The sequence below is a fragment of the Algorimicrobium bowmanii genome, assembly GCF_054031195.1.
This window is the reverse complement of sequence record NZ_CM132929.1, coordinates 819,763-841,918: the sequence shown is the minus strand read 5'-3', so window position 1 is coordinate 841,918 and position 22,156 is coordinate 819,763. Positions and strand designations below refer to the sequence as shown.

General features: G+C 34.0%; 14 protein-coding genes. 2 read left to right on the top strand and 12 right to left on the bottom strand.

From position 1 onward, the window contains the following. The first annotated feature begins 27 nt into the window (after window positions 1-27). Entirely contained in the window at window positions 28-831 is an 804-nt protein-coding gene (locus tag ACW5R3_RS03630) for a hypothetical protein (protein WP_456578268.1), read from the top strand. Window positions 832-833: 2 nt separating this feature from the next. Here ACW5R3_RS03630 and ACW5R3_RS03625 read toward each other — a convergent pair whose 3' ends face one another. The 8 genes from ACW5R3_RS03625 to msrB all read right to left on the bottom strand — a co-directional run bounded on the left by ACW5R3_RS03625 (window position 834) and on the right by msrB (window position 11,664). Next, window positions 834-1,697, bottom strand: coding sequence for an acyl-CoA thioesterase (locus tag ACW5R3_RS03625; RefSeq protein WP_456578267.1), 864 nt, complete (start codon window positions 1,695-1,697; stop codon window positions 834-836). Window positions 1,698-1,754: 57 nt separating this feature from the next. Continuing rightward, complete coding sequence (locus ACW5R3_RS03620; protein ID WP_456578266.1) at window positions 1,755-5,429, bottom strand: metallophosphoesterase; 3,675 nt, start codon at window positions 5,427-5,429, stop codon at window positions 1,755-1,757. 49 nt (window positions 5,430-5,478) lie between these two features. After that, the gene (locus ACW5R3_RS03615) at window positions 5,479-6,417 is read right to left on the bottom strand and encodes an L-histidine N(alpha)-methyltransferase (RefSeq protein WP_456578265.1); all 939 of its coding nucleotides are present in this window, start codon (window positions 6,415-6,417) and stop codon (window positions 5,479-5,481) included. Between the two features lies 1 nt (window position 6,418). Further along, the gene (gene egtB / locus ACW5R3_RS03610) at window positions 6,419-7,564 is read right to left on the bottom strand and encodes an ergothioneine biosynthesis protein EgtB (RefSeq protein WP_456578264.1); all 1,146 of its coding nucleotides are present in this window, start codon (window positions 7,562-7,564) and stop codon (window positions 6,419-6,421) included. Beyond that, window positions 7,565-8,782, bottom strand: coding sequence for a bifunctional alpha/beta hydrolase/OsmC family protein (locus tag ACW5R3_RS03605; protein WP_456578263.1), 1,218 nt, complete (start codon window positions 8,780-8,782; stop codon window positions 7,565-7,567). It lies immediately after the preceding gene. A gap of 248 nt (window positions 8,783-9,030) precedes the next feature. Continuing rightward, on the bottom strand, window positions 9,031-9,525 hold the full coding sequence (gene msrA, locus ACW5R3_RS03600; protein WP_456578262.1) for a peptide-methionine (S)-S-oxide reductase MsrA: 495 nt from the start codon (window positions 9,523-9,525) through the stop codon (window positions 9,031-9,033). A 35-nt stretch (window positions 9,526-9,560) separates the two neighbouring features. Then, window positions 9,561-11,135, bottom strand: a complete 1,575-nt coding sequence (locus tag ACW5R3_RS03595; RefSeq protein ID WP_456578261.1) for a protein adenylyltransferase SelO — start codon at window positions 11,133-11,135, stop codon at window positions 9,561-9,563. Between the two features lie 79 nt (window positions 11,136-11,214). Further along, window positions 11,215-11,664: a peptide-methionine (R)-S-oxide reductase MsrB gene (gene msrB, locus ACW5R3_RS03590; RefSeq protein WP_456578260.1), complete on the bottom strand. Its 450-nt coding sequence runs from the start codon at window positions 11,662-11,664 to the stop codon at window positions 11,215-11,217. 205 nt (window positions 11,665-11,869) lie between these two features. Here msrB and ACW5R3_RS03585 point away from each other — a divergent pair, with 205 nt between their 5' ends. Further along, complete coding sequence (locus ACW5R3_RS03585) at window positions 11,870-13,069, top strand: Pycsar system effector family protein (protein ID WP_456578259.1); 1,200 nt, start codon at window positions 11,870-11,872, stop codon at window positions 13,067-13,069. Here the strand turns inward: ACW5R3_RS03585 and ACW5R3_RS03580 are convergent. The 4 genes from ACW5R3_RS03580 to ACW5R3_RS03565 form a co-directional block, all read right to left on the bottom strand. After that, a complete protein-coding gene (locus ACW5R3_RS03580; protein ID WP_456578258.1) occupies window positions 13,056-15,437 on the bottom strand; it encodes a GAF domain-containing protein in 2,382 nt (793 codons plus the stop codon). The genes ACW5R3_RS03585 and ACW5R3_RS03580 overlap by 14 nt on opposite strands. A 124-nt stretch (window positions 15,438-15,561) precedes the next feature. Further along, on the bottom strand, window positions 15,562-17,229 hold the full coding sequence (locus ACW5R3_RS03575; RefSeq protein ID WP_456578257.1) for an alpha-amylase family glycosyl hydrolase: 1,668 nt from the start codon (window positions 17,227-17,229) through the stop codon (window positions 15,562-15,564). 3 nt (window positions 17,230-17,232) lie between these two features. Further along, window positions 17,233-18,663, bottom strand: coding sequence for an alpha-amylase family glycosyl hydrolase (locus ACW5R3_RS03570; RefSeq protein ID WP_456578256.1), 1,431 nt, complete (start codon window positions 18,661-18,663; stop codon window positions 17,233-17,235). A 2-nt stretch (window positions 18,664-18,665) separates the two neighbouring features. Continuing rightward, window positions 18,666-22,148, bottom strand: a complete 3,483-nt coding sequence (locus ACW5R3_RS03565; RefSeq protein WP_456578255.1) for a TIM-barrel domain-containing protein — start codon at window positions 22,146-22,148, stop codon at window positions 18,666-18,668. Window positions 22,149-22,156 lie beyond the last annotated feature (8 nt).

Genomic DNA, 22,156 nt, shown 5'->3' with positions numbered 1-22,156 from the left:
GTAAATTTAGGCTAAAATATACTGACTTTGAAAATTATAATTAGCCTCATTTTTATCGGCGCTGTTTTTATAGCTTGCCAAACAGGATCACCACCAGTAATGGCTAATTTACCTAGTAGCTTGCCTGAAATTTCTGCTATTGAAAAAACAACCACATCGGACTTATTTTGGGTTATTCAGGATGCAGGAAACAACAATCATCTTTACGGATTGGATGATACGGGGAGCATACAAGCGGATATTACAATTAACAATGCTAAAAATAGAGACTGGGAAGATTTAACATCGGACAGTTTTGGAAACCTATATATTGGTGATTTTGGAAATAACGATGCAGACGAGACTGAGTTTTCTATTTTAAAAATTAAAAACCCTCAAAAAGGAATGCAAAACACACAAGCTGAATATATTCGGTTTACCCTTCCAAAAGACATAAATCCTGAAGATTTTGAAGCTTTTATACTTTACAAGAATCATTTTTATGTATTTAGTAAAGAGTCTAAAAAGTTTAAAACCCTTAAAATACCGAACCGCGTAGGCATTCACGAAGCAGAGCTTATAGCAAAATATGACTTAAAAGGAAAAGATAATAAAATTACGTCTGCCGCTATTAGTTCTGACGGTAAGAGACTTTACCTTTTAAATCATGATAAAGTATGGGAAATATCCCAATACAAAGGAGATGCTTTTTTTGATGGCATTATAAAAGCTATTCCTTTTGATCATAAAACGCAAAAAGAAGGTGTCTACGAAAGTAATAACGTACTATTTATAACCGACGAATATTCTAAAAATGAAGGCGGAAATCTTTACAAGTTACCTCTAAAATAAACTTATAAAATAGGACGCATAAGACCTTCTTGAGCTACGGATGCAATTAACACACCATCTCTTGTAAAAATATTTCCTTTTGCAAAACCACGAGCATTTCCCGTACTTGGTGTTTCAAGTGAAAACAAAAGCCAATCATTTAGGTCGAATTCCCTAAAAAACCACATAGAATGATCCAAACTTGCTGTTTGTAAATTACCCCAATGTGCTTTACTTGCGTGTGGCTGTAGAGCAACAGAAAGAATATTATAGTCTGAAATATAGGTTAAAATTTGCTGTTTAATGGCTAATTCTAAATCTCCAATTTCTCCTTTTAGTTTAAACCAGATATCAGTAAATGGAGGTAAATCCTTTTTTTCCATAGGATTCGGTATGTGAGTTGGTTTAAATTCAACAGGACGTGGAATTTCTAAAAATGCCTTTGTTTTTGCGGGTAACACACTTCCATACTGCTGTAAAATATCAGTCCAACTCAACAACCCCTCTGGCTGCTTAACATCTGGTTTCATTGAAATTTGATGTGCATGCCCTGTTTCTTCTTTATGAAACGACGCCGATAAAATAAAAATAGTTCTATTATTTTGTATCGCCGTTACGCGTCGTACTGAAAAACTTCCGCCATCACGCATCCTATTAACTTCATAGATAATAGGATAGTCTAAATGTCCAGCCTCTAAAAAATAAGCATGTAATGAGTGTAAAACACGTTTATTATCTATTGTTCTATAAGCAGCATTTAACGCTTGTGCCAATACCTGACCTCCAAAAACATTAGGACTACCAACCGTTTCACTAAGCCCTTCAAAATGCGACTCTTTCAAATGCTTTAGCTGTAATATTTGTAATAGACTATTAGCTGTATTCATAGATAATATTTTTCGACGTATTATTAGGGGGTTTATTTTTTTAAGGAGTCAGCAAATTTAAAAATTTAATCCCAAAGAAAAGGCAAATCGTAAACCATCATCACTATTAAATAAAGATACATTTCCGGTAAAAACTTCTGCTGCCATGATTAATAAACCACCACCATAGGAGTTATGCCATTTTTTTGATGGATCATCCTGAAGCCAAACACGACCATAATCTACACCTGTATACACACCGAAATTGATTGGTAAAACTCCTGTTTTTAACTTCTGAAACATATAACGCAAATCTGTTAGTTGATAAAATGAATTTTTACCAGTAAATCGTTGATTTCTATACCCTCTAAGTCCATCGCTAGCACCAATTGATGCTGCTTGATAAAATTCGTAATCATCACCCAACGTTAAATGCCCTTTTAGTTTTGTTGCCAAAACAAGCTTTCCGCTAGGCTCTAATTTATAATCAAAACTAACATCTGGCATAATGTAACCCATACTCTTAGATTCATCTAAATTGGTACGAAAACCTACTTTTAAGTTCGTTTCAAATCCAATAGATGGGTAAGCTTTATTATTTCTATTTTCAAAATGATAAGAAGCAAATGCACCAAAAAAGGAATTGCTATTCTCTATTAAACTAGACAAATAATAATTATTTATAAAACGCCCCACTGTTTCTTCCACCTCAATGGATTCATAAGCCAAACCTAATTTAAAAACACCTTCTAGATAACCTTTATAAATTAATGATGGTGCAAATCTAAATGTTCGTAATTTCACACGGTTATAATCTCTATTATAAAGATTATCATTTTCTACATTGGGGTTAATAGTTTCGTTACCATAACCGAAGAAATTAACACTATAATTAGGGCTTGTAAAAATAAGATCAACACCTAAGTTTAAAGGTCCCATAACATTTGCAAATTCACCTTTGTAAGATAAATCAAATCCGTTAGTTGCAAAATAATACGCTGCCGACAGATTGTGTTGTGCACTAAACGGGTTTCGATTAAATCCGTATACCGTATAGGTGTTTTTCACACCTAACTTAACACCGTCATCTGGGTTATAACCAACAATAGGAATAACTTGATTCGCATTATTTTTTATTTTTAGATAATTATAAGTGTTTATATTATAATCGTTAGTTAAATGCTTTTTACCCTTAGACGTTTTAAAGGTATTCTCTTTAGATTTATAATCGTAAAAGTGTGTTTTTACGCCATTTTCAATATGGTAAACATCATTATTTTGTCCACCTACCAAACGTAATGTTATATAATGATCACCTTCACCATGAACATGAAGTACATCATCATCATCTAATGCATAAATCCATAATTCTTTAGTTTCCGATTTATCATAAAGACGCTCATGGAACACATCACTTTTTTCATCCCCTTTTATACGATAAACTGTAACTTTAGTTTTTCCATTAGGCAATCGTTCAATATCAAAATAATCATCTTTATCGGTACCTTTTACAACACCTAATTTATTAATGTAAGCATAATACGTATCTGAAATATCTTGAAGATTTCCGCGCCTTGCTTGTAATTTACTTTTGATATCTTCTACCGTTTCACCTTGCATTTCTACAGGTATATTCTGAAAAGCAGCATCAATTACCTCATCTGTTAATTGGCTAGTAATAATAGCTACCTGCGCATCCCAAACCGACTTATCGGCTTGTAAAATTAAAGCCATATCTAATGGGTATGGTTCTAGATTAAACCATTTAGGGCTTTTTAATTCATCATCATAACCTTGCAACAAACGGGCCGAAGGAATTAAGCGAGATCCTATTCCCAATAACAAGCCATCATTCATATTTGAAAATGCCTGATCACGATCTCTTGGTACGGGAACATATACCGTTTTACCATCTTTCTCGGTCGTTGCCCAACGCCATTGATCATGATGCCTATCCCAATCACCTATAAGCATATCAAACAATCGAGCGCGCACATAAGCTGTTTCATCAATTATGATATCCTCATCCGAACGAATTTCAGCAAACATATCATCGGTTCCAATTAGTTCATCAGAATAAGCAAAACTCTTTTGATAGCCATGATCATCACCCGCATGCTCCTCTATCATATAAAGTTCGTCTCCATATGTGTCATTATACGGTTCAATTGTTTTCTGATGTGGTACATAATACAAAACAGGATTTGTATGCAATACGCCCACAGCATCCGATAAAGTCCCTGTTACAAAAGGTGCATATGGATAAGACCCTGAAAACACATGAAATATTAAATCTTCAGCTGCCGTATTATTAAACTGCCCTTCTACATATTGATCTTTAAAAGCAAAAGCTTGTATATAATTTAATGCATTTTTACGAAGGCCTCGCATAACATACTCACGCCCTGTACTGTCGGCTAATCGTAAAGAATTGGATTGCGTACCACCACCTTTTCTTACAGGAGTTAGTCCACCAAAAAGTGTATCTAACATAACTGTTTTAACAGCTATTGGCTTACTATAATATTCTGAAAAACGTTTTCCCCATAAAAAATTATAAAAGGCACTTTTATTAGTTTCTTCCGTAGTATAAATTGATGCTTTAACTGTTTCCGGCACATTTTCATCATAAATAAAGGAAGCTTGTGAAGGTTTTTCATAAACCGTTTTAGAAAATAAAACAGCTTTAGACTCAGCAGCAATAAATTGTACATTTGAAGAACCATCCTCATAAAGGTCTAAACGTGCAAAACCAGGCTCGCTTGATGAAAACAAACCACTACCTGTGTTTTTTGTAGCTGTAGACTTAGATCCAGAACCGCTTATAATTTGCACTAAATTATCTTGAACTAGGTATTGTAAATTATGATCGTGACCTGAAACAAATATAACCCGATCGTTTTCTTGCGCTATAGTTACAATGCGTTTTCTAAATTCGTTATAACGTTTGTTTTGAATATCTTCAGGGCTAATACCTGTAGTTTTACGTAATATATTCTTAAGAGTTCCAAGAACAGGAACAGGCTTCATATGATCGTTAAAACTATATTGTCCTCCATGCGGACCATTGGTGAAAATAGGATGATGCATGGCTACAATGGTTGTTTTTCCTCGTGCTTTTTTTATACGACTTTCAAACTCATCTAAAAAAGCTTCACGTGTTTTTATTTCACAGTCGTCATTAATAGTTGGATGCTTGTCCCAATTAGCCATATACCATTTCGCATCAACGAAAATTAAATCAATATCATCGGTAATAGACTCGTGTTCAATTGGGCAACCGTGTTCTGGAAGGAAAGAATTTTTTCCAAGAGCATCATCTATATAATCTTCTTGGCGTTCTAACCCCTTTAAACCATTAGAATACCAATCATGATTACCTGGCAAAAAAATAGTTTTACCCTTAAAATTTTTAACTGCGTCTATCTGAACATCTAATTGATGTTTTGCAAATTCATAACCATCAGTGTCTGGTTCCGGTAAACCTTTTGGATAAATATTGTCGCCTAAAAAAAAGGCAGAGCTGTTTTCATCGGCAGTATTTAAAGTTGCCTCAAAAAGTTGTAAAGCTGGTGTTTTTTCTCCAATCGGAGAATTTCCTGCATCACCAATCAGATAAAAACTATGTGCTATATTTTTTGAAACCGCTACGGGTTCTGTGTAAGGTTCTGCATATTGTGTTTTGAAGGTAGCACAACCCAAAAAAGTTATAAGAATAAGGCTTAATAAGCCTAGTTTATTAAAAGTAGTCATCTAATCAATAATATCCGTTTTAATATGAGATTAGCCTATATTTTTGAGTTTACTTAACCCAAAGGCTATCCGTAAAATAGTGTTTACAATCTAAAAAATGCGCTTTAGTTTGGAAGCCAGAAATACTAGCTAGCTTCTCAATTTCCGTTAGGCTATACTTTTTAGATAATTCCGTCCAAATTAATTCATTTTGATTGAAATTAATGGTTTTATTTAGTTTTTTAAAGAAAACGGCCTGTTCTTTTAAACTAACCAAATAACTTTTTACACGCCCCGTATCTGGATTATAGTAGCAGTAAAAGTCGAAATCATCAATTTTAAAATCGGCTTCAAACTCCCGATTCATTCGTATTAAAAGATTAATATTAAAGCGCTTAGTAATACCTCCAGCATCATCATAAGCTTTTTTTATGGTCAGCGGGTTCTTCTTGAGATCCAAACCTATTAACAGTTTATCACCCGTGTTCATTACCTTATTAAACAGTTTTAATAAATTGACAGCATCATCTTTCAAGTAATTCCCAATATTACTACCTAAAAAGAGCAATAAGTTAGGTGTATCTGATTCAGCCATTCCTGTAAGGATTTGAAAATAATCACCTACTTGAGGTTTTATAGATAAATTTGGTAGGCGGGATTTTAATTTATCAGAAAGCATATTAATTGCTTCTTCTGAAATATCAATAGGGACGTAATTAAAAGCTATTTTTTCATTAACCAGATATTCTAATAATTTAAACGTTTTAAGTCCATCTCCAGCGCCAAGCTCGATAATATTAAAAGGTTGATTAAAAGCCAAAGCTTCTACTATTTGTTTAGCCTGAAGCGATAAAATCTCAAACTCTGAATCTGTTAAATAATAGTCAGGCATATTCATAATTTCTTGAAAAATGCGACTTCCATTATCATCATAGAGATATTTGGATGACAAATATTTATTCTCGGCTGTTAGACCTGTAATAAGGTCATTTGCAAACGTTTCGTTCATATTATTTTACAAGTCTTATTCCTGAAAATTGCCATCTCATAGAAGGATGGAAAAAATTTCTATAGGTATTTCTACTATGGTTTTCTACCGTGGCAACTGAAGCGCCACGAAGCACCATTTGATTAATCATAAATTTGCCATTATATTCCCCAAGAGCTCCTGGCGCCTTACTAAAGTTTGGGTAGGGCAAATAAGCACTATTTGTCCACTCCCATAATTGGCCGAATTTTATTTTTTTTGAAGCTACTTCCCATTCAAACTCTGTAGGTAAACGCATTTTTTTCCATTCTGCAAATGCAAATGCTTCATAAAAACTAATATGTGTAACCGGCATATTTTCGTTAATTGGCAAAAACCCATCTAACGAATACTGATGCCAAGCACCATCTACTTCATGCCAATACAATGGAGCCTTTATATTATTATTTTGAATAAAATCCCAGCCTTCTGCGTGCCATAAATTAAAATCCTGGTAACCACCTGCTTTGATAAACTCCAAAAACTCCCCTTTACTAACCAATTGATCAGAAATTTCAAAATCCTGAAGAAAAACTTGATGTTTCCCTAGCTCATTATCATAACAAAAACTATCATCTTCATGACCAATTTCATATAGTCCTTCAGAAATACTAACAAATTTAGATTCTGTTGATAATGGCTTGAATTTTAAGGTGTTCTCAATTGAAGGAAATGTTGGCTGATTACCTAAAATATAAGTAATATCGTAATAAAATAATTCTTGATGTTGCTGTTCGTGGTTAATACCCAATTCAACAATATCTAAAGCCTCTTGCGAAGGATTATTATCAAGAAACATTCGCATTTTATCATCTACATAAGCACGGTAACTGTAGACCTCATCCACAGTTGGTCGAGTCATCAAGCCTCTATTAGGTCGTAAGACTCGCTTTCCTGCATTATTGTAATAGCTATTAAAAAGATATGCAAAATCACTATCAAACTCTTGATAATTAGTAACAAACTTAGCTAGTACAAATTGTTCAAAAAACCATGTTGTATGTGCTAAATGCCACTTTGGAGGAGAAACATAAACAGCAGGTTGCACGGAATAATCTTCCTTTTTAAGTGGTTTACAGATTTCTAAAAATCTATTTCTAGTGAATTCAAATTGGTCTCTTATAGTCATTTATACAAGTTCCGTTTCTATAATTACAGTATTTTGCAAGGTTTTATGCACTGGACATTTAGAAGCTATTTCTTTTAAACGCTCTTTTTGAGTATCTGTTAAATTACCAACTAGTTTTAATCGTTTTTGTAAAAAATCGATGCGCTTATGCTTTTCTATATCTAACATTAAATCGGTGCTATGTTTCTTAGAATAGGTAATATAAGCAAAAACTTCCTGCAAATCCCATTTTTTACGCTGGGCGTACAACTTAAGAGTCATCACTGTACAGGCTGCCAAACCAGCACTTAAAAAATCGTAAGGAGATGGCCCAAAATCATCGCCTCCTATGGATTCCGGTTCATCTGCAACAAATGCATGCTTTTTTGTTTGAATACTGGTTGTAAAATTATCTTCAAGCAAATTTAAATGCGCAACAAGCTGTTCACCTTCTGTATCTAACATATCATGGGGTTCCTGCTCAAAATAGCGTTGTACCCAATTTCCAATTATATTCCCTACATACAGACTATCTTTGGAATTAGTAAGCAAATGGTCTGCCCCATCTAAACTGATAAAACTTTTTGGATGGTGTGCGTTTTTATATAAGTTTTCAGCATTTTCAATACCTACAACACTATCAAAAGGCGCGTGCATTATTAGTATAGGCTTACGTAAATTTTTAGTAATCTCGGGTAAATCCGTTTTACTAAAATCATCCACAAACGCTTTATTTATTTTAAAAGGTCTGCCGCCAATATTTACTTCTACAGCTCCTTTTTTATCAATATCTTCTAATCCGTGAGAAAACAATTTAGTAACATGCCCAATAGTTGCCGGCGCTCCAATTGTAGCAACCGCTTTTATATTATCTAATTGGGACGCTGCTGTAATAACTGCTGCTCCCCCCAATGAATGGCCCACCAATAAACTAGGTGCTTTATAGTTTTCCGTTAAAAAAGTATTTACAGACAATAGATCTGAAACATTAGCTGAGAAGTGACTATTTGAAAACTCACCTTCACTTTTTCCTAACCCTGTAAAATCGAAACGCACTACAGCAAACCCATAATTGGTTAAAGCTCGACTAATATTTTTAACAGCACTTAAAGTACTAGTACACGTAAAACAATGTGCAAAAACGGCATAATGATTGGGTTTTTGATTTGCAGGTAACTCTAAATACGCCTGCAATTGATGCCCTTCTTCATTAGTAATATTAAGTTTAGTACTTTTCATTTGTAATAAGTTTGTTTGATATATAAAGTTAGACAGCGATGTTACCGATATCTTAAAAAAATAAGAATACCGAATAGAGTCTTAAAGCGCAATTATTCTAAAATCTCTAACTCCTATACACGTTAACAAATGTATTTTAACCAATACCTTTTTATTAACGCTAAAAGAATTAAAATGAACTATAACCGCTTATTATCATTTTAGCTTTTAATAGAACAAGCTAATTGTATAATAGGCAGTCTATTTAGTTAGATAAAACTATCACTAAAACGCTCAAAATGGCAAGTATAGCCATCAGGTTTTTTTAAGAGATAGTCTTGATGCTCTGGTTCAGCTGCCCAAAATTTAGAATACGGTTCTAAAGTAGTAGCTACTTCAGCCTCCCATTTTTTAGACTCATTTACAATATTAATAATCTCTTCAGCTTCTTTTTTCTCAATGTCATTCTGAAAAAATATGGCCGACCTATAGCTCGACCCAATATCATTTCCTTGTCTATCAACTGTTGTGGGATTATGAATTCTGAAAAAATAATCTAAAATATGTTTAAATGATGTCTGAATCGGGTCGTAGGTAAGTTCAATTCCTTCGGCATGACCGGGATGATTTTTATATGTGGGATTATCATTTACACCTCCTATATAACCAACTTCAGTATCGATTATGCCTTTTTGAGTACGGAATAAATCTTCCATACCCCAAAAACATCCACCTGCTATATATGCTTTTTTATAACTATTCATTATTTACTAGTTTAAATTTTTTGATATTAAATTAATTAAGAACTACACGACAACATAGAACATCCTACTTTATGACGTGCCCAATCAGGTCTTTTTGCAAACCATTTTTCATGTTCCGGCTGTTCATCATAAGGCGCTTTTAATAAATGAAACAACTCATCAATTAATTGATAATCGCCAGCTTCCGCTGTTTCGATAGCTAATTGTGCCATATAATTTCGCAATACGTATTTTGGGTTAACGGCATCCATAGCTATTTTTCGATCTATTGGGTTAGATACTTCTTTGCTTAACCGAGCAGCATAAAGCTCAAACCAATTAATCCAATTCTCCTTTACGGTTCCTGTAAGAGCATCGGAATTATAAAAGGCTTTTGCAAATACCTGTAAACCTTTACTCGACTTATCTTGATTGAAATTAGAAAGACATCTAAAAAAAATTGTCATATCCGTTTCGGATGCTTCTAAATTATCTTCTAAATTCTGAATAAGCAATTTATCTTGTTCGTCAGGAATAGTAAGCCCTAGCTTTTCTCGCATCATCGTTAATGATTGCTTATCGAAATCTTTTTTATACGCTTCTAAAACGGCTTCTAGAGGTTCAGCTTCTTCTATAAGTGGATAGAGAGCATTCGCTAATTGATACAAATTCCATAATCCCATATTAGGTTGTTTTCCATATCGGTAACGCTTATGCTGACTATCGGTTGTATTGGGAGTCCAACCAAAATCAAAATCTTCTAACCATCCGTATGGTCCATAATCTATGGTTAAACCTAAAATAGACATATTATCAGTATTCATAACACCATGTACAAATCCAACACGTTGCCAATGAATAATCATTTCTAGAGTTTGCTGAGATACTGCTGAAAAAAACTGAATATATGCATCTTTAGAGTCTCCTTTTATATGCGGAAAATGATGTTTGATGGTATAATCAACTAAGGTTTTTAAAGTTTTGTAATCCTGTCGAGCTGCTAGTATTTCATAATTACCAAATCGTAAAAAAGTGGGAGCAATTCGAGATACAACAGCGCCTTTCTCGTAAGCTGAGTTCCCATCATACAGTTTATCTCGTAAAACCATATCACCTGTTAAGGCTAACGACAATGCCCGAGTTGTAGGCACTCCTAAATAATGCATAGCTTCACTACATAAATACTCTCGAATAGATGATCTTAAAACAGCTAACCCATCAGCAGTTCTTGAATATGGAGTTTCACCCGCTCCTTTTAGCTGTATGGCTAAATGTTGCTTATTATGTTCTATTTCACATAAATTAATAGCACGTCCGTCACCTAGCTGCCCTGCCCAATGTCCAAACTGATGTCCGCCATAACACATAGCATAAGGATTGGTATTATTTAAAATTTCGTTTCCTGTAAATACATTTAAAAACGAGTTAGAAGCCGCATCAACTTCCGACAATCCAATATTTTTGAGCATATCCGGAGATACATGTAATAATTCTGGTAATGCAGTTGTTTTAGGCTTAACAAAAGAATAGCAGGCTCCACTTACCTGTCTTCTTGTATTTTCAAGAATTGGGTCGGCAGGTAATTCGCTATTAAAACGATCGGAAATATTTAAGTTTATTTGTTTCAACATTCAAAAAAATATTATTGGCTATAACCAACTATGCATTTACGGTACAATTACAATCAAGCTGTGTATCTTATCATTCAATCTAGTTAGTTGTTTCTAAAATCATAGATTCCGAATTAACACAATATCGTAAGCCACTAGGTTCTGGGCCATCAGGAAACACATGTCCTAAATGTGCGTCACAAACATTGCACATTACTTCAACACGTACCATACCAAAGGAAGAATCTTTTTCATACTTAATAGCGTTCTCCACTATTGGCTGTGTAAAACTAGGCCAACCAGAATGTGAATCGAACTTTATTGTAGAATCAAACAATGATTCATGACAGCAAACACAATTATACTTTCCTGCTTCATGTGCACTACAAAGCGCTCCCGTACCTGCCATTTCAGTACCTTTATTTCTGGTAATACGAAACTGTTCAGGCGTCAAAAGTTCACGCCATTCGGCTTCGGTTTTCTCCACCCGTCTATTCGGTTCGGGATTACCATTCACACTATAACGAATTACATCTTTCCAAGTTATCATACTGTTCTTTGCTTTTATTAAATGACGCTACTAAAACTCTAACTTCTATTATGTGAAGTACTTTTAGTTTCTTTAAATAATCAACCATTTTATTGGTCGGTTAGACTACAATTCCCTTACAGCACATACATCTTTCAATAAAGACAAGTACTCACGTAATTTTTTAGTAATTTGTGCGTCTAATTGCATCTCTGATATCAAATTTATGACAAATATTATTGAAAAAGCTGAAGCTTACGTTTTTGATTTATTTAAAAAAGAACTAGACGCGTCTTTTATTTATCATAACCTTACGCATACAGAACGTGTTCTAAAAAGTTTACGCGAGATAATTAAACATTCTGATCTTACTGTTGAAGATTCAGAAACCCTACAATTGGCTGCTATTTTTCACGATACGGGATACACCGAAACTATTGACGACCATGAAAGTGAAAGCGCTAAAATAGCTGAAACCTTTTTGGCATCTAATCATGTAGCGCCTAATATAATTGAAACGGTAAAATCATGTATTCTTGCTACACAGTTTGAAGCAACTCCAAAAACACCTCTTGAAAAAATACTTAGAGACGCTGATTGCTCACACTTCGGGAAAGATTATTTTACAGACGCAAGTGAACTTTTGAGAAAAGAATTACAAATACAGGGGATTGTTAATTTCTCTGCCAACGAATGGTTGGATGAAAACATAAAAATGCTTTCTGAAAAACATACTTTTTACACCGACTATGCATTAAAGAATTGGCAACATCAGAAAGATAAAAACCTATCGGATTTAATTAGCTCTAAAAATAAGTTTACAAAAAAACTAAAAAAAGAAAAGTTAAAAGCTAAATACAAGGCCCAATATAAAAATGAGAGTCCCGAACGTGGCATTCAAACATTTTATCGAGTTGCATTACGTAACCACATTAAACTGAGTGACATTGCGGACACAAAAGCCAATATTCTGCTTTCAATAAACGCTATTATTCTATCATTGGTTATATCTAACTTATTCTCAAAATTAGACAACCCCTCAAATGCGTACTTAATTATACCAACTATGATTTTTGTACTCTTTAGTGTGACGTCCATCATATTATCGGTAGTTGCAACAAGACCAAATGTTACTCGCGGGCAATTTACCAAAGAAGATGTAGCCGAAAAACGTGTAAATCTGACATTCTTTGGAAACTTTCATAAAATGAAACTAGAAGAATTTGAATGGGCGATAAACGAACTTTTAAAAGACAAAAATTACGTTTATAACTCACTAACCAAAGATTTATATTTTCTAGGAAAAGTTTTAAACCGTAAGTATCGTATTTTAAGAATTACCTATTCTATTTTTATGATTGGTATCATAATTTCGGTACTAGCTTTTGTTATTTCTTTTAAAATGCAGAATTTTAATTTTCTATAACATCTATTAAATCATCATAGGTGTAATAGTCTGGCTTATCAATTTCATTTTTTGTGTAAAGAATACTCACACGAATGGCTTTAAGCCCTGTTACACCTTGTAAATCTTCTAGCTCTACAACCTCTAAATCGTCACCAAGCATATTTTTAGCCTGGAAAAAACGAACGTATTGTAAGTATTCATTTTCATCATTTTGTTGAGAATACACGATACTTAATTTTCCTTTTACGGTTACACGCTGAGTTGTTCCTTTTATAAACGCTTTATCTACACGCTTTTTAACCACCTCGTACCTGGCATTGTAAGTACCATCTACATCAAACTGCTTTTCATCCATTCTAAAACGAATAGACAATGGCTGATTAAATACTAAAATCATTGAGGCCACATCTAATTTTAAAGGGTAACGATCTTGATTATTGTAGTAAGCATTTTCCATTTCGCACATGACTTGAATTTGCCATAAACGTAAATTATATAAATAAATAAGGCTAAAACTATCCTCTCTTGTAATAGACTCCCCGATGTACATATTATGTTCAACGCCATCGGTTTTGTAGCGCTCAAAGAAGTGTGGGTACATATTTTGAGCATCCATTTGTTTCATATCCAAAATAGTAGACATATTTTTATTAATCAACCCGATGGTCCTATCGTAGTCTTTACGATGTTGATATAAAACACCTAAATCGCTATCAATTTTAGAAAAATAACTTGTTATTTCAGACTGCAACGCTTTATTCGTTTTAGATATTAGCAGTAATAAAGGTGTTACTTCTATTTTTAGAAATTCAGATATTAAATGGTCACTATCCACTTTAAAATCATTTTCAACCTCATTTAAATATCTTTTTATTTGAAAAATTACTTGCTCATAAACAGGCATATTCAAATATAAGCTCGCTTTACCAATAATTTGTTTTGCATGCATTAGTTGCTCCAACAAATCTCTTTGGGTTGCTAAATTCCGAGCTTCCGAAGATCCTTTTACATCAATCTGTCCGAATAATGGATATACATTTTCGAATGAAATTTTACGAAAAGGCACATTTTTATTTTGCAATTTATTTTCGGTTATAAAAGCTTGTGCTGCTTGCTTAAAACGCCAATGAACACTTGGATGAATAGATGTACATTCCTGTTGAATAACCGCTTCAATTAAATTCTCTTGATCGGTCTTACTACGCTCGACTGTAGCCACAATGTACGGCATAACATCATCAAGCTTATTGGCATTAATACTATTTAATACTTTAGGTTCTTCAGACACCAATTCTAAAATCCCCATCAAACCTTCTTTGTTTGCTATGGGCGCAAAAATGGCACTTTTAAACCCTTGATCATACAACACTTTTATATGCGGCACTTTACCTTGAGTTTTCTGATATGCTAAATCTACATTAGAAACCGATATATGTTTCTTTTCCTCTAACAACTTTTTATAGGACCATTTACATAACGTATCGGCACAATTAGCCATGGGATTGTCATGTAATAAAAAACTATGCATGCCTTCACCGTAAACACGTTCAAAAGCACTTTCATCTTTATTATACACAGAAAACCCAACTCTGATATCTGTTATTCTTAAAAAGGATTGAAAAACAGACTGTAAATCTTTTATAAAATTTTTATCCTGGCGCTTATTTTCTGCTATTAAATTGGACTTAATTTCTGAGATAGAAAAATCGTCAGTAACATCAAATATATTTGAAATTACAAAGCCTTTAAAAACATAAGCGTTATCAGGAAATTTAGTTTTCCAAAGAGTTATATTATCGAAATTATCTAATAGTATATCAATATCTTCTTGTGTAATTATTGGTGCTGCATCGGTTTTTAAAATCTCTGTAAAATCGGCATTATACAGAATTTTATAGTATCGAATTATCCCATTTTTATCTGGAATTTCATAATGAAAAGGACGCTTAAAATGAAGTTCGTAGCCGTAATAAACATTTAAAATAATAATACAAGCCATGATAAACTTATCATCTTCGGCCATATTTTTTATTTCCAATTCAAAACCACTTCCGGCATCAGCTATTATTTGCTTGAACCGTTTTGACAGATTAAAAATTGTATTATCAAAAGGTGTTGAAGCTGCTTTAATTTCATTTTCAGTAAGTAAATTACTAAATGAGTCTTGAAGAATTTCTGCTATTTCTACAGAGCGCATTTTAAGAATAGACACATCAGAAAATCCGTCTTCTAATTCAGGACAGGTTTCTGCTATTTTTAAAACAGATTGAGCTTTTGCTACTTTCCATGCTTCTGAACTTTTTGCCATTTCGCGATATTGCTCAAAAATTTTATGAAAGCTAATACGCAATTGAAACGGAGAATATGTTTGACTATTAAATGACATGTTGTAATATTTCTACAAAAATACAAATTATTAATCTTGGTCGACAAACCATTAGATTAATAACAAAAATCATTAAATAGAATCAGCTCCGCCTTGAACAATAATTTAGAATTAGATTTCTATTTTAACTAGGGTTCTTATTCAATTCTAGTAAAACAATATTATAGCGTGACGTTATAGTTACCTGACCATTTTCGACTACAATTATTTGGTTAGAATAGGCTTCTTTTAATACATCGCCATCGTTAAAAACATTAGCAACCGATAATGTTTTAACCCCTGTATCTAGGTCTAAACCTATAACTACAGCATCGGTATAGGTGTTTTCAGTATAAACACGGCTAAAAACATAAGGTGTTTCAGAAATCATTTTATGTAAACCTGCACCAACTGCTGGGTGATTAGCTCTAAACTGTCCTAATTTTCTCCAATGCGCTAAAATATCTTTGGTTTCTCTATTATTATAAATAGCTCCCCAATTCATCTTGGAACGTAACGTTGCATCTCCTATTGTTCCTTCAACAACCAAAGAACGCGCCGATTCATCACCGTAATAAACCTGTGATGCTCCTGGTGTTAACAACAACATCGTAGCTGTTTCAAAAGGCTTATCTCTGGCGGGGTCAAAAGGCTGACCATCATCATGCGAACTTAAATAATTTAATATACCATAGCCTTCTAAATCTGTATGCAACTTTTTTGAATATAAGCTAAAAACAGCCTCTTTAGACTGCTGAGCTACTTGCCACTTTAACTCAAAATTAATCAAACTATTAAAGGCGTTATCAAAATAATTCACCTTTTTATCTCCAAAATCAAATGCTTTGCCTGAAGAAATCCCATAATTATAAACCTCTCCTACAAGGTAAAAATCACTAGAATCTATCACAGCTTCAGGGTGCTTATTCTTCCATTCTGTAAAGGCATTATCACAAACTACTTTGAATTCCTGCCATACAGATTCTTCAACATGCTTAACTGTATCAACACGGTATCCATCTATTCCGTAATCGGTGATATAATCTGATAACCATTTCATTATATAAAACCGTGGTGCTCTAGGATATCCTGTAGTTTTAAAAAAAGCATCTAATTCGGCCATTTCCGTATCATAACGACCTTCTGAGCGCCATTTTTCAGCCAAATGTGGTGGTATTTCTACTGGAGCATCGCTTTCTGTTCTAATATCTGGAAGGTTTTCTACTAGTGTACAACTAACAGTGGTTTCATAATTTTGATAAGAACACTGCGGCTCAGTACGCACCCAATCCTCTGGCCAAACTGGATCTACAGCTGTTACAGGACCTGTATGATTAATAACCGCATCTAAAAGAATACGAATGCCATTTTTATGCGCAGTATCTACCAATTCTTTTAAATCGGCTTTAGTACCTAAATTAGGTTCAATAGCTGTCCAGTCACTAGTCCAATAACCATGAAATCCATAGGTTATTCCGGTGCCTTCATCGGTCCCACCATGAATTTGCTCTACTATGGGTGTCATCCAAATGGCATTTATACCCAATTCTGTAAAATACCCTTCTTTAATTTTTTCTGTAATCCCTTTTAAATCGCCACCTTCAAAACCTCGTAAAACAGCAGTTTTCTCCGTTCTATTAAACTGAACATCGTTCTCGGGATTACCATTATGAAAACGATCGGTTAATAAAAAGTATAGGTTAGCAGCTTCCCAAACAAAAGGTGTTTCCGGAGTGTCATTTTTTGGTGTCTTAGGTTTTTCTTGACAATTAAAAACCATAAATACACATAGAAGGATAGCGAATTTTCTCATAATTTAATTTGTAAATATTTTATATCCCCATGGTTCTAAACTAATAGAATCTTCGGCTTTAAAGTTTACAGTTTCTTGCTTCAAATAATCCGTATAACTTCCGTCAAGGTTTAATTTATCGGATTGTTTTTCTTCAGACATATTAGCAATAAAAACAAGTGTTTTTCCTGCTTTCTCACGTGTAATTTTTAAGAGGTGGCTATTTTCCATTTCATCAATCTTAAACGAAGCTGGTTGTTTTCCACCATTTAAAGCCACATGATTTTGCTTTAAGGTCCCTAATTGTTCTAGTAACTTCCAAGTAGTTCCTTTCGTTTTAGGAAAAGAATCTTTTTCAAAAAATTTCAAACGGTGATCTAAATCATACTCTTGTCCTGAATAAATTAATGGCATTCCCGGAAGAACATAAGCTAAAGCCGTCATGACATTTGATGCATCACCCATTCGCTCTTGCACCGTTCCATTCCATGAATTTTCATCATGGTTAGTTACAAAATTCATTAATATATCATTCGTTTCATAATCAGAAGAAATTTTAGATATATAAGCACTAAAATCTTCTAAATTCTTTTCTTTTTGTGCAATCCCATTCATTAAATGATGACCATCCCAAGCATAAGCCATATCAAACAATTGATCTTTCAATAAAGCAGGCTCCCAGGCTTCCGCTAGCATAAAAATAGGCTTCTCTTTTCGTAACTCAGGAATGGCTTGCTCCCAAAAGTTGGCAGGTACCGAACCGGCTACATCACATCGGAATCCATCAATATCTTCATTAATAATCCAATGTGTCATATCAGCTATCATTTCTTTACGCATGTCCTGATTATCATAGTTTAAATCGGCAACATCGGTCCAATCGGTATCTTCAGGATGTATAATTTCTCCAGCTTCATTCTGCGTATAATAATCAGGATGATTCTGAATCCATATATGATCCCAACCTGTATGATTAGGAACCCAATCAAGAATTACATAAATACCATTTTCATGCGCTTTAGTTACTAACTCTCTGAAATCTTCAATGGTTCCAAATTCAGGATTAATTTTAGTAAAATCGGAAACCGCGTAATAACTTCCTAAATACTTGTCTTGTTCCTCTTCAGGAAACTCACTGGCAAACTGACTATTTTCACCTCCCGTAGCTTTACGTTTAGTTTCAGAAATTGGAAAAACAGGCATTAGCCAAATCACTTTAACGCCTAATTGTTTAAGTTGAGGAATATCTTTTGTAAACGCATCAAAAGTTCCTTCTGGTGAGTATTGGCGAATATTAGCCTCATATATTACGGCCGATTCTAATATGCTATCCGTTATGGGTTCAATTTCATTAACTTCAAGTTCTTCAGTAGGTAATTGTGATTTTATTTCTTGTTCATTTTTACATGAAATGAAGGTCAGAACAAGAACAAATAATATGGAAAAGTGTTTCATTTTTATTTTAATTTAATTTTAATCTTCGTATTATTTTCAAAACTAGACTCAACTGGTATTGTTAGTGTTTCAGATGCTTTATCCCAAACGACATTCACCTTTTTATTGTTGATTTTTATATATTTTTGAGCCTTTTCAATTTTATGGATTATAACATTAAACTTAGTTAGATTAACTCTGTAGTAATCGCCTTTAGTTTCATGAAATTCAAATTCTAATATTCGATCTTTATTCTCGGCCTTAACATGTAAAATAGCATACTGATTCTTATTATAGGCATTTAAGGTATGTCCATCATCTTTATAGAATTTTTGCTTACTCTTTAATTTTAACGCGTCAACATAGTAATGTAGGTCCCAATCATTGCCAAAATTAACCTTTGTAGTTTGTTCAGGCTTTACCATAGGAATAAAGACACCTCCACGTACATAGGTTGGTATAGAATTTATAGTAACAGGAATATTTTTTATTTGACCGCCCGCTACTTTTTTATCAGTATAAAAATCAAACCAATTATAAGATTTTGGAAAATAAATTGCTTTCTGTGTAACTCCTGATTTTAAAATTGGGGCTACTAAAATATCATGCCCCCAAAGATAAGCCTCCGAATAATCATACAAGTCTTTGTTTTCTGGTTCATCAAAGAACAAGGGACGCATTAATGGAGCACCTGTTTGATTATTTTCAAACATCAAATTATAGTTATAAGGTAAAAGCGCATATCGCAACTTAATGGCCTGCCTACTTAAATTCTTAGCTTTTGTACTTCTAAAAATAGGCTCACTAGCTACTTCTTCTTGAGCATGTGGCCTGTATATTGGCTGAAAAACCCCATATTGCAACCACCTTATATAAAGTTCATCATCTAAATTAGCTCCTGCAAAACCACCTAAGTCACTATGCATATATGCCAATCCTTGCATTCCCATTTGTAATGCAATTTCAGGTTGACTTTGTAAGCCTCCCCACGTGCGATTTACATCACCAGACCACGGCACTAAACCATAACGTTGTGAGCCGGAATATCCCGCACGCATTAAAATAAACGGACGCTTATTGGGGTTTACTTCGAGGTTCGCTTCATAAACCAATTTTGCCCAATCGTGGCCATAAATATTATGAACTTCATCAGCACTTCCTGTTGCATGACGTAAATCAGACGGATGCACTTCGGGTTCGCCCAAATCTCCCCAAAAACCAGAAACACCTTGAGCTGCTAAGTTTTTATAAATATTTTTAAACCACGTATTGCCAGCTGTACTATAAATATCTACCAATCCGGTATTACCAAAATAAAAATCGTAAGTAAAAGGGTTACCGAGAGAGTCTTTTGCTAAAATATTAGCCTTTACGGCTTCGTCCCAACGATTAGAAGTTGTTAAAATAAAAGGCTCCGTAACTAAAATGGTTTCTACATTTTTAGCCCGTAAATCTTTAATCATCTGTTTGGGGTTTGGAAAAGAATCACGATCCCATTCTAAATTCCCCATAGTACCTTTTACTGTTTTACCAAACCAAAACAGATCTAGAATAACAGCATCAACAGGAATATCTTCAGCTTCGTATTTTGCAATTGTTTCCGTTACTTCACTTTGAGAATGATAACCAAAACGACTAGAAAAATTACCTAAAGCCCAACTAGGTAGCATAGGTTGTTTTCCTGTAAGTTGCGTGTAATTATTTATTAAATCCAACCACGAATTACCCACAACAACCTGATAGGTTTTACGCCCGGAAATTGTTTCATAAGTTAAAGTGTTTGTTCCGCTACTATCTAAATCTAAATAGCCGATTGGCGCATTATCAAAATGCAATAGATAGCCGTTTGAAGAAATAACTATAGGCATCGTAAAATTCATGAGCTCACTATGTGTTTCATAACCATAATGCGCTTTATTATATAGCTGCAAACGATTACCACGCCTATTCATTCCTAAGGCTCGGGCACCACCACCATAAAGCACTTCATCACGTTTTAAATTAAATTGTAACGTTTCAAAATTAGCCGTTTTCTGATAGCCATTTTTTTCAGAAGTAACTTGTTCCCCTTGATACCAATAAGCTATATGAAATGGCTCCTTTGTAATTTCTATGGATAAATCGGGGGTGGCAAAGCGAATCTCATTAGAGGTTTCACTAAACACCGTTGTTGTGAAGTTTTTATCCAAAACTACAGCGTGCGATTCTGGTTTTACAACCTCCCCTTCTGGAACAAAAGTAGTTTCGGCTATTTGAGGTGTGTAAAATTTGAAATAATACACCCCATCTGAAACAGCTAACTCCAGAGTATTATCAACTGATTTTACTGCTATAAACTCACGATTTTTTATACGATCATTAAAAAGCCAAAGTATGGTTTCCTCAAAATTAGAACGCCATAATTTTTCATTATGTTTCCCTTCTGGAACTATTTTAGATTGGATGTTTTCCCCTGAAAAACCATTGGTTTTCAATACAGAAATCATACTATTCATATCTTTAACAGTCTGACTAATCTCCTTCCTCTCAATTTTCTCACCTTCTTTTCCTCCTGCTAAAAAATACATTTTAGTAGCATTTAGGTTTGCATGATTTTGAGAAAACGTCATAACTTGAGGTGCAAACCAAAAAGCAGGAGAATACACACCTACTTTCCCAAAAACATCAGGATATTTTAACGCCGCATAATGCGAGATTAGCCCACCCATTGAACTTCCAAAAATAGCTGTCTGCTCCCTATTAGGAAGCGTTCTATAATTGGCATCTATATAAGGTTTTAAGGTTTCAACTAAAAAAGACAAATACGCATCCCCTTCGCCACCACCATACTTAGCGTGTTTCCATGGAGAATATTCATCTAAACGCTTATCCCCACCATGATCTATGCCAACAACAATAAGATCTAATCCTTTCGTTTCAGATAGTTTATTTAATGTCTCATCAATACCCCATTCACCATATCCAGAAGTTATCTTATCAAATAAATTCTGTCCATCGTGCATATACACAACTGGATAAGATTTTTGTGACGCCTTATAATTAGGAGGCAAATAAATCCAAACGCGACGTTCTCTATCTAATTGCTCAATTTTAAAATGCTCTGAAATAACAGACACATTTGAGGCTGCAGTTGAAGCCGTATCAGCTTGAAATAAATTAGCCCATCCTTCAATTTTTACACGTAAGGTATCAGGGTTTTGCGTAAACTTATAGGTTCTATTTTCTAAAGCCTCTCCGTTACTATGACACTCAACAGAATTCCATGTACCTTGAGTAAACTTAAACTGAATAGCTTCCGGTTGCTTAGGCAAGGTTATGCTATATCCCGCTTTTAATTTCTGAAGTTGGTAGGTTTTATTGCCTCCAGACCAACCTTCGAAATTACCAGAAATAAAAATAGACGCGCCTTCAGGTGTTTGCTCAGGAACTGCTTCGACTAAAACAGTTACTTGTGCTAAAATCACCTGAGTCAATAATAGTAACCCAATACATAATACGCGTTTCATAATTATAT

What these genes read in the sequence shown, in the direction of transcription:
- ACW5R3_RS03580 (WP_456578258.1), bottom strand. Translation starts at nt 15,437, where the DNA reads ATGTCATTTAATAGTCAAACATATTCTCCGTTTCAATTGCGTATTAGC.
- ACW5R3_RS03625 (WP_456578267.1), bottom strand. Translation starts at nt 1,697, where the DNA reads ATGAATACAGCTAATAGTCTATTACAAATATTACAGCTAAAGCATTTG.
- msrB (WP_456578260.1), bottom strand. Translation starts at nt 11,664, where the DNA reads ATGATAACTTGGAAAGATGTAATTCGTTATAGTGTGAATGGTAATCCC.
- egtB (WP_456578264.1), bottom strand. Translation starts at nt 7,564, where the DNA reads ATGACTATAAGAGACCAATTTGAATTCACTAGAAATAGATTTTTAGAA.
- ACW5R3_RS03585 (WP_456578259.1), top strand. Translation starts at nt 11,870, where the DNA reads ATGACAAATATTATTGAAAAAGCTGAAGCTTACGTTTTTGATTTATTT.
- msrA (WP_456578262.1), bottom strand. Translation starts at nt 9,525, where the DNA reads ATGAATAGTTATAAAAAAGCATATATAGCAGGTGGATGTTTTTGGGGT.
- ACW5R3_RS03615 (WP_456578265.1), bottom strand. Translation starts at nt 6,417, where the DNA reads ATGAACGAAACGTTTGCAAATGACCTTATTACAGGTCTAACAGCCGAG.
- ACW5R3_RS03575 (WP_456578257.1), bottom strand. Translation starts at nt 17,229, where the DNA reads ATGAGAAAATTCGCTATCCTTCTATGTGTATTTATGGTTTTTAATTGT.
- ACW5R3_RS03570 (WP_456578256.1), bottom strand. Translation starts at nt 18,663, where the DNA reads ATGAAACACTTTTCCATATTATTTGTTCTTGTTCTGACCTTCATTTCA.
- ACW5R3_RS03565 (WP_456578255.1), bottom strand. Translation starts at nt 22,148, where the DNA reads ATGAAACGCGTATTATGTATTGGGTTACTATTATTGACTCAGGTGATT.
- ACW5R3_RS03605 (WP_456578263.1), bottom strand. Translation starts at nt 8,782, where the DNA reads ATGAAAAGTACTAAACTTAATATTACTAATGAAGAAGGGCATCAATTG.
- ACW5R3_RS03620 (WP_456578266.1), bottom strand. Translation starts at nt 5,429, where the DNA reads ATGACTACTTTTAATAAACTAGGCTTATTAAGCCTTATTCTTATAACT.
- ACW5R3_RS03595 (WP_456578261.1), bottom strand. Translation starts at nt 11,135, where the DNA reads ATGTTGAAACAAATAAACTTAAATATTTCCGATCGTTTTAATAGCGAA.